Here is a 16,254-nt window from a genome sequence, read left to right on the forward strand (position 1 = left end):
TCTTAAAGGTGCAAAGACGCAAGACGCAGAATTTCGTTTTGCGTTGTTGTTTTTGTATCGACAATTCCGGAAACGAGACCATTGCTCATGACCAGAATACGGTCTGTTATCCCTAACAACTCAGGCATTTCAGAGGAGATAATAATAATCCCCTTGCCTTTCTTCGCCAGTTCGGCAATTAACTGATAAATTTCAAACTTCGCCCCGACATCAATACCGCGCGTCGGTTCATCGAGCATTAATATTTCTGGTTGCGTTAGTAGCCAGCGACCAATAATCACCTTTTGCTGATTACCACCGGAGAGCGAACCAATTTGCGTCCGATGACCCGGCGTTTTTACCCGCATCGAATCAATCACCCACTGGGTATCGCTTTTCATCCGCGAGTTATCCAGTAAACCAACTTTATTTTTGTAGTTGCGAATATTGGAAATTAACGAGTTAAAACCAATATCCAGATAGGCATAAATTCCCGTTGAGCGGCGCTCCTCAGTTACCAGTGCAAATCCGTGGTTTATGGCTTCGTTGGCATTATGGTTATTGATCTGTTTGCCGTGCAACGTAATGGTGCCAGCCGATTTCTCGCGAATACCAAATAACGTCTCAACAATATCGGTACGTTTCGCCCCCACCAGCCCGGCAATACCGAGGATCTCCCCTTTATGCAGATCAAACGAGACATCGCGAATCGACGGCTGGCGCAGTGACGTTAGGTTACGCACCTCGAGGATGACTTCGCCCGGCTTGTTTTCTTTGTCAGGAAAACGCTGATTAAGAGAACGCCCAACCATCATGGCGATGATCTTGTCCATCGTCAGTCCTGCCAGCGGTTCGGTGGCGATCCACTGACCGTCGCGCAATACGGTAACTTCATCACATAACTGGAAGATTTCTTCCATTTTATGCGAGATATAAACAATACCGCAGCCGCGCTCTTTTAATTTACGAATAATAGTGAACAGATGATTGACCTCTTTTTCGGTTAACGAAGAAGTCGGTTCATCCATAATCACAATTTTCGCGTTATAGGAAAACGCTTTGGCGATTTCGATCATCTGCATTTGCGAAACGGATAATGTGCCGACGCGCGCACGCGGATCGATATCAATATCCAGTTCATCAAAAATCGCTTTGGTTTCGCGGTACATTTTGTCCTGATCGACAAACATGCCTTTGGTGGGATATCGCCCCAGCCACATGTTATCCATCACCGAACGTTGTAATACCAAGTTTAACTCCTGGTGTACCATCGAAATACCATTTTCCAGTGCCTCTTTGGCGGAATGGAAATCGATCTCTTTACCCTGGAATAAAATGGTGCCGGAGTCTTTTTGATAAATACCAAACAGGCATTTTAATAATGTCGATTTTCCTGCACCGTTTTCCCCCATTAATGCATGGATAGAATGTGGCCGGACTTTTAAATTAACGTTATCAAGTGCCTTAACACCAGGAAAGGACTTGTTGATACCGCTCATTTCCAACAAGTATTCCCCGGAAGACGGAGTCGTTGAGCTGACCATATAATTTTACCTTGTTGGCCATACAATAAGGGCGCAGTAAACGACTGCGCCCAATCAGTCTTATTTCTTGCTGAATTCAGCCAAGTTGTCTTTATCTACGCCAACATAAGGTACGCGGACCACTTTGTTGTCGATTTTCCAGTTGGTGCCATCAGCCGCACCTTTGCCATCGGCCAGGTTTTTCGCCAGATCAAAGGTCGCTTTCGCCTGGTTGTTAGCATCGTTCAGTACTGTGCCCGCCAGTGCACCGGATTTCACCAGCGCCAGCGCTTCTGGCAGCGCATCGACGCCAAACACCGGAATGCTGGACTTGTTGTGTGCTTTCAGTGCTTCTACCGCGCCCATTGCCATCGCATCGTTGTTGGCGATAACCACTTCGATTTTGTTGGCGTTCGGGCCAGACAGCCAGGCGTCCATCTTATCTTTCGCCTGAGCGGTGTCCCACATTGCGGTATCTAACTGTAACTGTTCAGTTTTGATGCCTTTATCGTTCAATTCTTTAATCACGTAAGTGGTACGTGCTTCTGCATCCGGATGGCCCGGTTCACCTTTCAGCAGTACGAACTGAATCTGACCGTCTTTGTTCAGATCCCAACCCTGATTCGCCGCCCAGTGTTTAGCAATCAAATCGCCCTGAATAATGCCGGACTCTTTGGAGTCAGTGCCAACGTAGTAGGCTTTGTCGTAGCTATCCAGCGCCTTACGAGACGGTTCTTTGTTGAAGAAAACCACCGGCACGTTTTGCCCACGCGCTTTCTCAATCACCGTACCCGCAGCTGCCGGGTCAACCAGGTTGATTGCCAGTGCCTTCACCCCTTTCGCCAGCAATACGTCGATCTGATCGTTCTGCTTGGACTGGTCATTCTGAGAATCATTCATCAGCAGCTGAACATCTGGCGCGGCTTTCGCATCTTGCTCAATAGCCTTGCGCACTACAGACATAAAGTTATCGTCGTACTTATAGATTGTTACACCAATGCGAGTATCAGCAGCGTGTGCAGCGGCACCGAATAACATGCTGGCCATCACAGCAGACAGGGTTAACACCTTCTTATTCATGGTATCTCCGGTTTTTCTTATGCAGGGTAGTGCTTGAGATAAATGCTCGGCGGGGCAGTAGAGTTAATGAAGTGTTACTGAACGCCGAAGCTCACTTTTTAAAATTCGTTCTTCCATGCCCGGTAACGCTCCAGAAAACGGCTTTAATTGTTGTTATGACGCTATTACCTCGGTGAAAGTGATTATTCACTGTTACATACGGGTTACAACATTAAAACGGTGCAATCATAGCTATCACATTGTTAAGATACTGTGAAATCACTCACAGATTGAAAGCGGTTACATCGCCTGATTTGTTGAGTTAGTGATCGCCGCCGCATTCTGGCGCGTTGCGACAGAATGGCGACGCACTAACGTCGGCATAAAACAGTGGCTGGCACGAGGATCAATATTGCCTGCTGCCCCCTGCAAGGCCAGTTCGGTGGCTAATTTAGCCATTGAAGCAATGGGATAACGCACGGTCGTTAATTGCGGGTCGGTGTAACGGGCGATGGGAATATCATCGAAACCGATGATTGAGAGATGTAACGGAATCGCAATGCCATTATCTTTTAATGCTGTCAGTGCGCCAGCGGCCATATTGTCGTTATAAGCAAATACAGCGGTAAGTTGTAGATTGCGCCCCAGCAGTTCAACCATCGCCGCCTCACCGCCCGGCATGTCCGGCGTACCAGTGCCAATCCAGCTTTCCGGCGGAATAATATCCTGCTCTTTCAACGCACTCATCCAGCCTGCTTTACGCATGGCGTCATCTTCAATGCCGTGGCTGGAAGAAAGATAACCAATACGTTGATGACCGTTATTCAGCAACATGCGCGTCGCCATTCGGGCACCGCTGAGATTATCCAGGCAAACGCAACGATGGGCGTACCCCGGCACAACGCGGTTGATTAACACCATACCGGGAATGTTATCCATAAATTGCGCCAGTTCATCGTCACTCAATGCTTTTGAGTGAACAATCAACGCATTACAACGCTGGCGAATTAACACCTCAATGGCGTGACGCTCTTTTTCCGCTTCATGATAGCTATTGCCGATTAGCACGTATTTCTGATGCTGCTGGGCGACCAGATCCACCGCTTTTACCAGCGCGCCGAAAAACGCATCAGAAACGTCCATCACCACCACGCCAATGGTGTCGCTAACCTGAGTTGCCAGCGCCTGGGCATTGGCGTTTGGCCGATAATCCAGCTCACTCACGGCTTTCATTACTGCTTCACGCGTGTCGGCACTGACCAGCGTGCTGTTATTGAGCACCCGGGAAACCGTTGCCACAGAGACGCCAGCCTGACGCGCTACATCACGAATGGTGATCATATTCACTACCTGTTATGAGATTGCAGTAAATGACTGCTTGCTGGCGGCTATTTTGTCAGCACTGAATACAGGACTTCGTGAATCGAGTCACAGCAATGGAAACGGTTACAGCCGTTTTGTTAACGAATGTAATCCAGATCGTTATCTTGATGTTTTAGATATTGCCGGTCCGGCAGCACGCAAAGTTAACTGACGCCAGAGCCATTCCACCGGCCCCTGGCGGAAGTAACGCAGCCAGATAACAGAGAAGAGGATATTCGCCAGCCATACCGGAATAACAAACGCCAGCAGCTCCAGGCGGTCAAAATGCATAAACAAACCGAGGTGGTAAAAAAGCGTGGTACAAATCAGCGTTTGCAATAGATAGTTGGTCAGCGCCATCCGTCCGACGCAGGCGATCGCAAGCACCAGCTTAAAGCGGCTCAATTGCGGCCAGAAGCCATAAAACAGCGACGCATAGCCAATCGCCTGAAACGGCGCACTCAGTTCCCGCGGCATTTGAAGTAAGAAGGCACACCAGCGATACGCCCAGTCCAGCTGCCATTGCAGGGCGATGGCAGGAAGGTTAATGGTCACCCCAATCGCCACCAGCACAAAACCAGTACGACGATAGTGACGTAAGCTGAACTGCCCTTTCAGCCAGCCGCTGCGCATCAGCGCCGCACCAATGAGCATCATCCCTGCCAGTTGCCAGCCATACTGTGCGCCCAGTGCCAGTAAACTGTTGCCAACACCATCGGCACGATTACTGATCGCTTCAACGCCGCCGTGAAGCTTCCAGTATTTTTCATACAAAATAGCCGATGCATCCGGCGTCCAGGCGCGGCTGGTCTGGCTGTCGGAAATCAGCCCCAATAACAGCAAAACGCCAAGCCCCACCAGCCCGTAAGCCAGCAGAATATCGCCGTCCCAGAACAATAAACCGTGAATAAAGCCCAACAAGACTAACAGCGTTAACCGCGACTGGATCCAGCGTCTGCCACGGGGCAGCAACATTTGCAGGCCAGCACCAAACAGCAGCGCAAAAAGCGTGAGGAATTTCACCTGGCCGATGAGATCGAGAAATGCCCAGGTCCATGCATCCTGCGGCGTAATAGCATCGTACCAGGCGGGATTGAGATAAGCCGCCTTTGGTAGCCCAAAGGCGCTGATGTTTAATAGCAGGATCCCCAGAATGGCGACGCCGCGAACAAAATCGAGCGTGACGTTGCGCTCCATGGTTCCTGCCTTTTAATCAGTTGTGATGGCGCACAGCGCGCAGAAACTCGTGGCGCGTATTCTGACTGGATTTGAACAATCCACCAAGAGAGGTCGTTGTCGTGGCACTGGTTGCATCGCGGATGCCACGCGCCTTCACGCAGTAATGCACCGCGTCGATCGAGACAGCCACGTTATTGGTGCCCAGCAGCGTTTGTAGCGCAATAAGAATTTGCTGCGTCAGACGTTCCTGCACCTGCGGACGCTGGGCAAAGAACTGCACGATACGGTTAATTTTTGACAGACCGATCACCGAATCTTTCGGGATATAAGCCACCGTCGCTTTGCCATCGATGGTAACAAAATGGTGTTCACAGGTACTGGTCAGAGTGATATCGCGCACGGTGACCATTTCATCGACCTTCATTTTGTTTTCAATGAGGGTGATTTTCGGGAAATTGGCGTAATCCAGACCGGAGAAAATTTCATCGACATACATTTTAGCGATGCGATGCGGCGTTTCCATCAAACTGTCATCAGCCAGGTCGAGATTCAGCAGCTGCATGATTTCGGTCATATGACCAGCAATAAGGCTTTTGCGCGTTTCGTTATCCATTTCATGCACGGGCGGGCGCAGCGGTGTTTCCAGTCCTCTCGCAACTAACGCTTCATGAACCAGGGCCGCTTCTTTACTGAGTGATGGCATTTATGATTTCTCCTGCAGGTGTGACGCCTCCACCCTGCGTGGGGGCAAAGTTATTAAGCTGATTTACAGCTTGATTATTGTGCGTGAGGCGGCGCACATAATCCAGTATTCACAGCGATAATTATTGTAATTGCCGCTGCCTTTCATCAGCAGATGTTAAAACATCGTTATGCAAATACGGAAGTGAAAGTTACTCACAGCACATTGAATAAACGGTATGATGAAGAAATTGCAAACAACACAACAAGGAGCCACGCATGGAAATGCTCGAAGAGCACCGCTGTTTTGAAGGCTGGCAGCAACGCTGGCGACACGACTCCAGTACCTTAAACTGCCCGATGACGTTCAGTATCTTTCTCCCCCCCCCCCCTCGTGATCACACCCCGCCACCAGTGCTGTACTGGCTTTCCGGATTAACCTGCAATGACGAGAACTTCACCACCAAGGCGGGTGCCCAGCGGGTAGCGGCGGAACTGGGGATTGTACTGGTGATGCCAGACACCAGCCCGCGCGGCGAAAAGGTTGCCAACGACGATGGCTACGATTTAGGCCAGGGCGCAGGCTTTTATCTTAATGCCACGCAACCGCCGTGGGCGACGCATTACCGGATGTATGATTATCTGCGCGATGAATTACCGGCGCTGGTTCAGTCGCAATTTAATGTCAGCGACCGCTGCGCCATTAGCGGTCACTCAATGGGTGGTCACGGTGCGCTGATTATGGCGCTGAAAAATCCGGGTAAATACACCAGCGTTTCGGCCTTTGCGCCCATTGTGAATCCGTGCAGCGTCCCGTGGGGAATCAAAGCGTTTAGCACCTATTTAGGTGAGGACAAAAATGCATGCTGGAATGGGATAGTTGCGCGCTGATGTATGCCAGTAACGCGCAGGATGCGATCCCGACGCTTATCGATCAGGGCGATAATGATCAGTTTCTTGCCGACCAGTTGCAACCTGCGGTATTGGCAGAAGCCGCGCGCCAGAAAGCGTGGCCGATGACGCTGCGTATTCAGCCGGGATATGATCACAGTTACTACTTCATCGCCTCTTTTATAGAGGATCACCTGCGCTTCCATGCGCAGTATTTACTGAAGTGAAAGTCCGCCCGGTTCGCCGGGCATCTTCTCATCAGAAGCGATAATCCACTGCCATAAAGTAACGACGTCCGTCTTCGTTATAGCTGTAGTCGTCACGACTGAGATCCTTGTCGCCAAGGTTCAGCACGCCTGCGCGCAGTTTGACGTCTTTAGTCACCTGCCAGGCCGCGCCGGTATTCCAGATGGTATAACCGCCCGGTGTTTTAGCCGTCGCGCTGTCGGCGCGTTTCTGCCCGGTATAGTGACCAGAAACATAGAATGACCAGTCTTCCAGCGCCAGCGGTTTCCAGTCCAGCGTACCGTTAGCAGTATGGAACGGCAGATCGGATAGCGGTTTGTTTTCGCCGTTGCTGACATCACGACCATCGTTGTAGGTGTAGTTGATCGACAGTTTCCATTCATCGTTGAACGGAATTTTCAGTTCGGTTTCCACGCCCTGAATACGAGCTTTGTTAACGCTGTAGTAGCTAAATACCGGTATGCGCCGTCCGTTAGCGCCCGTCTCAAAACCAACAAAGTTTTGGTAGCCCGGTGCAGCGTTGACGTCAGACGTACGGCTGATGCTGATACGATCTTTCACATCGTTACGGAAAACGATAACGCTGGATTCACCCCCTTCCAGCCAGCCTTCTTCACCCATGTAGTAAAGCCCCAGCTCCCAACTTTCGCTGGTTTCTGGTTTCAGATCCGGGCTACCCACAATCTTACATGCGCCACGGCAGGAATTGCTCGTCCAGTCAGGGCTAAGTTGCAACAGAGAAGGTGCTTTAAATGCCGTCGCCCAGCCCCCTTTCACCGTTACGGTGTCGGTGGCGTTATAAACCATGTAGGCACGCGGACTCCAGTGTTCACCGTAGGTTTCGTGATCGTCCATACGCACGCCGGTCGTCAGCGCCAGCGGCTCGAAGATCCGCCATTCATCTTCCACAAACAGCGCGTACTGGCTGGCAGACGTTTTGGAGCTGGTTCCCCCGGTCAGGTTCACCGCATCGCTAAGTTTGTCGTGACGCCATTCACCGCCAACCGTGAGAAACTGATTAATCGCCGTCAGCGGCAACGTGTATTTGCCGTCGACCGTATTGCTTTCGGAAGTTATCGGGCTGCTGTTGCCAGGGTTTTTGTTCTCGACTTTCTCACCGTAGGATTTCAGTTCGCTGGTGCCGTAATCCCAACGCCCATTATGGCTGACGCAGTAGTTCTGGCGTTCCAGGCGGTTTTTGTCCAGCGAATCGGAATCACGATCCTGACGGTCGAAACCGTATCCGGCAGTAAAATCGTGATTTTGATTCGGTGTCTAGGCAAATTCGACATTGCCGTCGCGGCTGGAGAATCCTTCAATACGCGGCGTTTCTCCGGTATCGGTGGTCGTTGAGTTTTGCGGGTCATCCTTTTCACGTTTTGCCAGGCTGCCGTAAGCTTTCATTCCCAGCACACCATCAATTAATGGTCCACTGGTAAAGAACTGACCGTTATAGGTATCACCGCGATCGCGATGTTCCTGAATGGTGGTATCGACGGTAACGGTACCCGACCATTTCTGACCGATTTTTTTGGTGATGATATTCACTACACCGCCGAGCGCATCGGAGCCGTATAGCGACGACATCGGGCCACGAACCACTTCAATACGTTCGATGGAATCGACCGGGATCCAGTTCAGATCGAAATCATTGTGGCGGAAGACGGCATTGCGGGAGTTAACGCGTTTACCGTCGACAAGAATCAGGGTGTAGCTGCTGTCCAGACCACGAATACTAACGCCCTTACGGTTATCCCCTTCGTTCGTCAGTTGTACGCCAGGCACTTCTTTGAGGACATCCTTCAGATTCTGTACCGGTTTTCGCTGCAGGTCTTCCTGGGTAATGACGCTGATACTGGCGGGTGCATCTTTAAGATTTTGTTCCACGGAAGATGCAGTGACAACCATCGTTTCGCCATCATCATCGACCGCTAACACAGGCCATGCACAAGAAATAGCGGACAAACACAGCCCGACCCGTACGAAAGGGTTCAACCTAAACATTCCATATCTCCATGAGGTAACTACGAAAATAAAATGGGTATCGCTCACATCTTCTTTACGTCCCCTTGCGTACGGCAGCATCGCGGTGGACTTATTTGTATGCAGGTGATCATCCCAGAAAGCCGGAACAGCCTCTGATTTGTCAGCCTTTTTTGATTGCGTCGTAACGATAATGCAAACGATAACAATTATCAATCCAAATGTTAAATTTTATATCCGCATGATTTGTCAGGGAAATGGAATTGAAAAAGCCCTCTCGGTTGAGAGGGCTTAGCAAGGAAGGGAGGAAACTTATTTCTTATCGTTCTGCGGGAACTTCATTTCGCTGTAGCGTACGAAGTGAGTTCCTTTAATCAGCTTGTAGCCGAACCAAATAATCAGGAACAGCGGGATACCAATATACGTTGCCGCTACGCCGCCCCAGTCAATGGTATCTTTCAGGAACGCTTCGTAGTTCTGGCCCAAAGTGATAATCAGACACAGAATGAATGCGAAGATCGGCCCCAGTGGGAAGAAACCTGAACGGTACGGCAGATCGTTAATGTCGTGTCCCTGCAATACGTAACCGCGACGGAAGCGATAGTGGCTAATGGCAATCCCCAGCCAGGCGATAAAACCCGTCATCCCGGAGGTGTTCAGCAGCCACAGGTATACCGTCTGGTTGCCAAACATGGAGGTCAGGAAGCACAAACCGGCAATCACCGTCGTCGCATACAGCGCATTACGCGGCACGCCACCACGCGACAATTTAGCGAAAATGCGCGGCGCTTTACCGTCACACGCCAGGGTGTACAGCATACGAGTAGACGCATACATACCGGAGTTACCTGCTGACAGCACCGCCGTCAGAATAACTGCGTTCATCACCGCCGCCGCAGAGAGCAGACCCGCGTGCTGGAACACCAGGGTGAACGGACTGACGCTGATGTCTTTAACATCGTTACGCAGCAGGCTCGGATCGGTATACGGAATAATCAGGCTGATAATCAGGATCGCGAACACATAGAACAACAGGATTCGCCAGAATACCTGACGTACCGCGCGTGGAATGTTTTTCGCCGGATCTTCGGACTCGCCTGCAGCAATACCGATCAGCTCGGTTCCCTGGAAAGAGAAGCCGACAATCATAGCTACGCCGATCATCGCCGCAAAACCACCAGCAAACGGCGCTTCGCCGATTGTCCAGTTGCTCCAGCCCGCAGGCTGCGCGCCTTTGAAGATACCGATAATCATCAGCACGCCAACGATGATAAAGACAATAACTGTCGTGACTTTGATCAGTGAGAACCAGTATTCCGCTTCACCAAAGCCGCGAACAGAGATGTAGTTCAACAGGAAGATAACGCCGAGGAACAACGCACTCCAGATCCAGCCCGGTGTATCCGGGAACCACCAGCTCATGACCAGCTGTGCTGCAACCAGGTCAACGGCAATAGTCACCGCCCAGTTGTACCAGTAGTTCCAGCCCAGCGCGAAGCCAAAGCCTTCTTCAACATAGTTCTGACCGTAAGTGGCAAACGAACCGGAAACCGGCATATATGCAGCCAATTCACCGAGACTGGTCATCAGGAAGTAAACCATCAGGCCAATCAGCATATACGAGAGCAATGCCCCGCCCGGACCTGCCTGAGAAATCGTTGCGCCAGAGGCAACAAAAAGACCTGTACCGATGGAACCGCCAATGGCAATCATCGTCAGGTGACGCGCCTTTAATTCACGGCGTAAGCCCGGCGCTTCTGTAGTTTTAGTTTCGGAACCCATACAAAAATGCTATCCATCTTAAAAATGATGGCGCGATTGTAGCAGACGATTGGCAATCCTTCCGGCAGAAATACACGGTTATAAGACACCTTCATGATCGCCCAGGGATTATAAGTAAAGCAGCCAATCTCTTTTCTGGCGAATGCATGCTGAAGGCGCTGCGTCACGAAATCGACACAGCACCAGCATGTTCTTGTACAGCAACTTAACGCGGCACATTTGCGGGATCGCAATAGTCCAGAAAGCGCCGTAGCGCGTTGGAAAGGTGTTTTTGCCGATGATGTATACGCCACAACGTACGCATCAGGCGCGGCAGAGGGACCGCAACTTCACTTAATGTGCCTGCCTGCAATTGATCTTCAATCACACGTCGCGACAGGCAACTAATTCCCAACCCATGACGCACCGCATGTTTGATTGCCTCGGAGTTACCTAATTCCATCGCCATCTCAAACTTCGGTAAATGTGACAGCAACAGATAATCGACAATATCCCGCGTGCCGGAACCGCGTTCACGCAGGATCCACGGCGCAGCGGCCAGCTGTTCTAAGGTGACCGGACCACGAGCCAACGGCGAAGTCGGCGCGGCGAAAACCACCAGCTCGTCTTCCAGCCACGGTTCAGAAATGATTTCAGTGCTGTGGCACGGTCCTTCAATAAAGCCAATATCAACGCGGAAATCCAGCACCGCTTGCATCACGTCCTGGCTGTTCCCAACGCTAAGTTCAATCGGCAACTGCGGATAATCATGGCGATAACGGGCGATAACTGCAGGCAGAATGTAGTTACCGATGGTACTACTGGCATAGATACGAATCGCGCCGTTGTCTTCGCGAAACAGTTGTTCGATTTCAACCGCCTGTTCAAGCAGTGCCAACGCTCGCGGATAGAGCAGCCGCCCGTGTTCATTAACAACCAGTCTTTTCCCCACGCGATCAAACAGTTGAACGCCAAGCTGCCCTTCCAGGTCAGTCAAGGCTGCGCTCACTGCTGATTGCGACAACGCCAGCATCACCGACGCCTGGGTGGTTGATCCACTTTTCAATACTTCTGCAAAAACTTCCAACTGCCGGAGGGTGATGTGCATAGTCGCTTACCACTTATAAAGATTAATTATAAATATATAATCAATTTTATTTTTAAACCAGTTAGTCGTAACCTTATGCCCGGTTAAAGGAGAGGGTTATGACGAATATCACCTTACAGAAACAACATCGTACACTGTGGCATTTTATTCCGGGGTTAGCCCTGAGTGCAGTTATCACCGGGGTCGCCCTGTGGGGTGGTTCCATTCCCGCGGTTGCGGGTGCCGGGTTTAGTGCCCTCACCCTCGCAATCTTGTTGGGGATGGTTTTAGGCAACACCATCTATCCGCACATCTGGAAAAGCTGTGACGGTGGTGTGCTGTTTGCCAAGCAATATTTATTACGTCTGGGTATCATTCTTTATGGCTTCCGTCTGACGTTCTCGCAAATTGCCGATGTCGGTATCAGTGGGATCATCATTGACGTGCTGACGCTGTCCAGTACCTTCCTGCTGGCTTGCTTCCTGGGGCAGAAAGTGTTTGGTCTGGATAAGCACACCAGTTGGTTGATCGGTGCCGGTAGCAGTATCTGTGGTGCTGCCGCGGTACTGGCGACTGAGCCGGTAGTGAAAGCGGAAGCCAGTAAAGTAACCGTGGCTGTTGCAACCGTTGTTATCTTCGGGACCGTCGCGATTTTCCTCTACCCGGCGATATATCCGCTGATGTCTCAATGGTTTAGTCCGGAAACTTTCGGTATCTACATTGGTTCTACTGTGCACGAAGTGGCGCAGGTGGTGGCGGCAGGTCATGCCATCAGCCCGGATGCAGAAAACGCAGCAGTTATTTCCAAAATGCTGCGCGTGATGATGCTGGCTCCGTTCCTCATCCTGCTGGCGGCGCGTGTTAAACAGCTGTCTGGGGCGAACAGCGGCGAGAAAAGCAAAATCACTATTCCGTGGTTTGCCATCTTGTTCATCGTAGTTGCCATCTTTAACTCGTTCCACCTGTTACCGCAGAGCGTGGTGAACATGCTGGTAACGCTGGATACCTTCCTGCTGGCAATGGCGATGGCGGCGCTGGGTCTGACCACTCACGTCAGCGCGCTGAAAAAAGCTGGGGCGAAACCTCTGCTGATGGCACTGGTACTGTTTGCCTGGCTGATTGTTGGTGGTGGTGCGATTAACTATGTGATTCAAAGCGTCATCGCATAAACCACTACTTCTTGCTCCTGTTAACCCGCTATCATTACCGTTTTCCTCCAGCGGGTTTAACAGGAGTCCTCGCATGAAATACATTGGAGCGCACGTTAGTGCTGCTGGCGGTCTGGCAAATGCCGCAATTCGCGCCGCCGAAATCGACGCAACCGCGTTTGCCTTGTTCACCAAAAACCAACGTCAGTGGCGTGCCGCACCGCTCACGACGCAAACCATCGATGAATTCAAAGCCGCCTGTGAAAAATATCACTACACATCGGCGCAAATTCTTCCCCACGACAGTTATCTGATCAACCTCGGACATCCGGTCACTGAAGCTCTGGAAAAATCGCGCGATGCCTTTATAGATGAAATGCAGCGTTGCGAACAACTGGGGCTTTCTTTGCTCAACTTCCACCCTGGCAGCCATCTGATGCAGATTTCAGAAGAGGATTGCCTTGCGCGTATTGCCGAATCCATCAACATTGCGCTGGATAAAACTCAAGGTGTAACAGCGGTGATTGAAAACACCGCCGGTCAGGGCAGTAACTTAGGGTTTAAATTCGAACATCTCGCGGCGATTATCGACGGCGTGGAAGATAAATCCCGCGTCGGCGTCTGCATTGATACCTGCCATGCTTTCGCTGCCGGGTATGATTTGCGTACTCCAGCCGAATGCGAAAAAACGTTCGCTGATTTTGCCCGTATTGTCGGCTTTAAGTATTTGCGCGGGATGCACCTTAACGATGCGAAAAGTACCTTTGGCAGCCGCGTTGACCGCCATCATAGCCTCGGTGAAGGCAATATCGGTCATGATGCGTTCCGCTGGATTATGCAGAACGACCGTTTCGACGGCATTCCGCTGATCCTTGAAACCATCAACCCGGATATCTGGGCAGAAGAGATCGCCTGGCTGAAAGCGCAACAAACTGAAAAAGCGGTAGCCTGAAGATGAATAACCGGGAAAAGGAGATCCTTGCAATTTTACGGCGTAACCCGCTGATTCAGCAGAACGAAATTGCGGACATGCTGCAAATCAGTCGTTCGCGCGTTGCGGCGCATATTATGGATTTAATGCGCAAAGGCCGGATTAAAGACAAAGGTTACATTCTCACCGAGCAGGAATACTGCGTAGTGGTGGGGACAATCAATATGGATATTCGCGGGATGGCGGATATCCATTACCCGCAAGCGGCTTCTCATCCCGGTACAATTCATTGTTCGGCAGGCGGCGTTGGACGCAATATCGCCCACAATCTGGCGCTGTTAGGCCGTGACGTCCATTTGCTTTCAGTGATTGGCGATGACTTTTATGGCGAAATGCTCCTGGAAGAAACGCGCCGTGCCGGCGTGAATGTCTCCGGCTGCGTTCGTTTGCATGGTCAAAGCACATCGACGTATCTGGCAATTGCCAATCGAGACGATCAAACCGTGCTGGCAATTAACGATACCCATCTGCTGGAACAGTTGACACCGCAACTACTGAACGGGTCGCGCGATTTACTTCGTCATGCGGGCGTGGTACTGGCTGATTGCAACCTGACAGCCGAGGCGCTGGAATGGGTCTTTACCCTCGCTGATGAGATCCCGGTGTTTGTCGATACCGTTTCAGAATTCAAAGCGGGCAAAATCAAACACTGGCTGGCGCATATTCACACCCTGAAACCCACTTTACCGGAGCTGGAAATTTTATGGGGACAGGCGATCACCAGCGATGCTGACCGTAATGCCGCAGTGAATGCATTGCATCAGCAAGGTGTTCAGCAACTGTTTGTTTATTTGCCCGATGAGTCAGTTTATTGCAGCGAAAAGGATGGTGAACAATTTTTGCTGACTGTGCCAGCGCATACGACGGTAGACAGTTTTGGTGCTGACGATGGTTTTATGGCGGGTCTGGTATATAGCTTTCTGGAGGGAAACAATTTCCGTGACAGCGCCCGTTTTGCGATGGCCTGCGCGGCAATTTCACGCGCCAGCGGCAGCTTAAACAACCCTACCCTGTCTGCCGATAACGCGCTGTCATTAGTGCCAATGGTGTAACAATGTTGCCGGATTCGACGCTTGACCGCATCTAATCCGGCTCATAAATTGCACACTACGCTAAACCAATAAAGAACCCGGCAATGGTGGCACTCATCAGATTAGAAAGTGTCGCCGCCGCCAGCGCGCGTAAACCAAGCTGGGCGATTTCCGGCGCACGGTGTGGCGCAACCGCAGAAAACGCCCCCACCACCACCCCGATAGAACCAAAGTTAGCGAAACCGCACAACGCGAAGGAAATAATCGCCACGGTTTTAGCATCCAGAGTGCCAGCCGTTTGCAGATAGGGTGAGAAATTGAGATAAGCGACAAATTCATTTATTGCCAGTTTCTGTCCAATCAAACTCCCGGCAAGATTTGCATCACTCCAGTCAACACCCATTACCCACGCAAGTGGGGCCAGCAGGTAACCTAAAATGGACTCCAGCGAGGCATGTTCAAAACCAAACCAGCCGCCAACGCCGCCGATAATACCGTTAATTAACGCAATGATGGCGACAAATGCCATAACAACTGTCGCTACACCGGCGGCGATTTTCAGCCCGGTCATTGCCCCTGTCGCATCGGCTTCAATAATGCTTTTTGGCGGTGTTTCGGTGAAAGAGAGGTTATTAAAAGAAACCTGCGAAGATTCCGTAGCCGGGCTTAACAGGCGGGCAAACAAGATCCCGCCAGGGATCGCCATTAACGATGCCGCCAGCAAATATTCCACAGGTACGCCCAGTGCGGCGTAACCAATCATTGTCGAACCAGCAATCGAGGCCATGCCACTACAAATCGCTGTAAATAATTCATTGCGATTCAGACGATCGATAAAGGGTTTGACGATCGCCGGAATTTCGTTTTGCCCGAGGAAAATGGTGGTGACCGCGACGAATGACTCGATCTTGCTGATATTTAAAGCTTTCTGGAAGATACCGCCGAGAATGCGAATTAAGATCCCCATCACACCGATGTAGTAGAGAATACTCACCAGTGCAGTGACGAAGATAATTGCCGGTAATACCCTGAAACCAAAGATAAATCCTGCGCCATCAAATAAGGTATCCATTTTCGGTCCGACCAGAGAACCGAAGATAAATGCGCTACCTGCGTCGCTGTACGCCATCACTTTGTGGACGCCAAAAGCGACTTTTTCTGCGACCCAACGCCCTGGCGGTAACCAAAGCATAATCCCGCCAATCACGACCTGTAACACTAACGCCGCGCCAACGGTACGCAGGCTGATCTTCTTCTTGTTTACTGACAGTAAAAACGCAATTGCCAGCAGTACCACCATTCCCAGAACACTTCTCATGACATCCATAGTGAT

At 50.9% G+C, this 16,254-nt stretch carries 11 protein-coding genes, 2 pseudogenes and 2 other annotated features; of the genes and pseudogenes, 4 read left to right on the forward strand and 9 right to left on the reverse strand.

The genetic code is table 11. The features are described from left to right. Positions 1-2 precede the first annotated feature (2 nt). From mglA to folE, 5 genes are all read right to left on the reverse strand, one after another. Positions 3-1,523 carry a galactose/methyl galaxtoside transporter ATP-binding protein gene (gene mglA, locus SF2234; RefSeq protein NP_708048.1) on the reverse strand — a complete coding sequence of 507 codons (1,521 nt, stop codon included), beginning with the start codon at positions 1,521-1,523 and terminating at the stop codon, positions 3-5. Between the two features lie 60 nt (positions 1,524-1,583). After that, positions 1,584-2,582, reverse strand: coding sequence for a methyl-galactoside ABC transporter substrate-binding protein MglB (gene mglB, locus SF2235; RefSeq protein NP_708049.1), 999 nt, complete (start codon positions 2,580-2,582; stop codon positions 1,584-1,586). Between the two features lie 279 nt (positions 2,583-2,861). Continuing rightward, positions 2,862-3,902 carry a DNA-binding transcriptional regulator GalS gene (galS, locus tag SF2236; protein ID NP_708050.2) on the reverse strand — a complete coding sequence of 347 codons (1,041 nt, stop codon included), beginning with the start codon at positions 3,900-3,902 and terminating at the stop codon, positions 2,862-2,864. A 141-nt stretch (positions 3,903-4,043) separates the two neighbouring features. Continuing rightward, a complete protein-coding gene (gene yeiB, locus SF2237; RefSeq protein ID NP_708051.1) occupies positions 4,044-5,120 on the reverse strand; it encodes a hypothetical protein in 1,077 nt (358 codons plus the stop codon). 16 nt (positions 5,121-5,136) lie between these two features. Next, on the reverse strand, positions 5,137-5,805 hold the full coding sequence (gene folE / locus SF2238) for a GTP cyclohydrolase I (RefSeq protein ID NP_708052.1): 669 nt from the start codon (positions 5,803-5,805) through the stop codon (positions 5,137-5,139). Positions 5,806-6,062: 257 nt separating this feature from the next. Further along, positions 6,063-6,901: a sequence feature (Similar to Escherichia coli K12 esterase gi: 1788477 (279 aa). BLAST with identity of 98% in 280 aa. This CDS ontains frameshift. The sequence has been checked and is believed to be correct.), on the forward strand. Here folE and yeiG point away from each other — a divergent pair. After that, positions 6,063-6,901 (forward strand): annotated as a pseudogene (gene yeiG / locus SF2239). Its footprint overlaps the feature before it by 839 nt. Positions 6,902-6,932: 31 nt before the next feature. After that, positions 6,933-8,924 (reverse strand) — a sequence feature (Similar to Escherichia coli K12 outer membrane receptor for iron-regulated colicin I receptor; porin; requires tonB gene product gi: 1788478 (664 aa). BLAST with identity of 99% in 663 aa. This CDS contains an in-frame stop codon. The sequence has been checked and is believed to be correct.). Here the strand turns inward: yeiG and cirA are convergent. The 3 genes and pseudogenes from cirA to yeiE form a co-directional block, all read right to left on the reverse strand. Beyond that, positions 6,933-8,924: pseudogene (gene cirA, locus SF2240) on the reverse strand. It overlaps the preceding feature by 1,992 nt. A gap of 291 nt (positions 8,925-9,215) precedes the next feature. Then, positions 9,216-10,685, reverse strand: coding sequence for a lysine transporter (gene lysP / locus SF2241; RefSeq protein ID NP_708053.1), 1,470 nt, complete (start codon positions 10,683-10,685; stop codon positions 9,216-9,218). A gap of 205 nt (positions 10,686-10,890) precedes the next feature. After that, positions 10,891-11,772 (reverse strand): DNA-binding transcriptional regulator, encoded by an 882-nt coding sequence (yeiE, locus tag SF2242; protein NP_708054.2) that lies wholly within the window; start codon positions 11,770-11,772, stop codon positions 10,891-10,893. Between the two features lie 98 nt (positions 11,773-11,870). Between yeiE and yeiH the strand changes: the two genes are divergently transcribed. The 3 genes from yeiH (at position 11,871) to yeiI (ending at position 14,942) form a co-directional block, all read left to right on the forward strand. Next, positions 11,871-12,920 (forward strand): hypothetical protein, encoded by a 1,050-nt coding sequence (gene yeiH, locus SF2243; protein NP_708055.1) that lies wholly within the window; start codon positions 11,871-11,873, stop codon positions 12,918-12,920. A 73-nt stretch (positions 12,921-12,993) separates the two neighbouring features. After that, entirely contained in the window at positions 12,994-13,851 is an 858-nt protein-coding gene (gene nfo / locus SF2244) for an endonuclease IV (RefSeq protein NP_708056.1), read from the forward strand. A gap of 2 nt (positions 13,852-13,853) precedes the next feature. Next, on the forward strand, positions 13,854-14,942 hold the full coding sequence (gene yeiI / locus SF2245) for a kinase (RefSeq protein NP_708057.1): 1,089 nt from the start codon (positions 13,854-13,856) through the stop codon (positions 14,940-14,942). A gap of 55 nt (positions 14,943-14,997) precedes the next feature. Here yeiI and yeiJ read toward each other — a convergent pair whose 3' ends face one another. Then, a complete protein-coding gene (yeiJ, locus tag SF2246; RefSeq protein ID NP_708058.1) occupies positions 14,998-16,248 on the reverse strand; it encodes a transport system permease in 1,251 nt (416 codons plus the stop codon). Positions 16,249-16,254: the final 6 nt, after the last annotated feature.

The organism is Shigella flexneri 2a str. 301, assembly GCF_000006925.2.
Taxonomy (GTDB): domain Bacteria; phylum Pseudomonadota; class Gammaproteobacteria; order Enterobacterales; family Enterobacteriaceae; genus ECMA0423.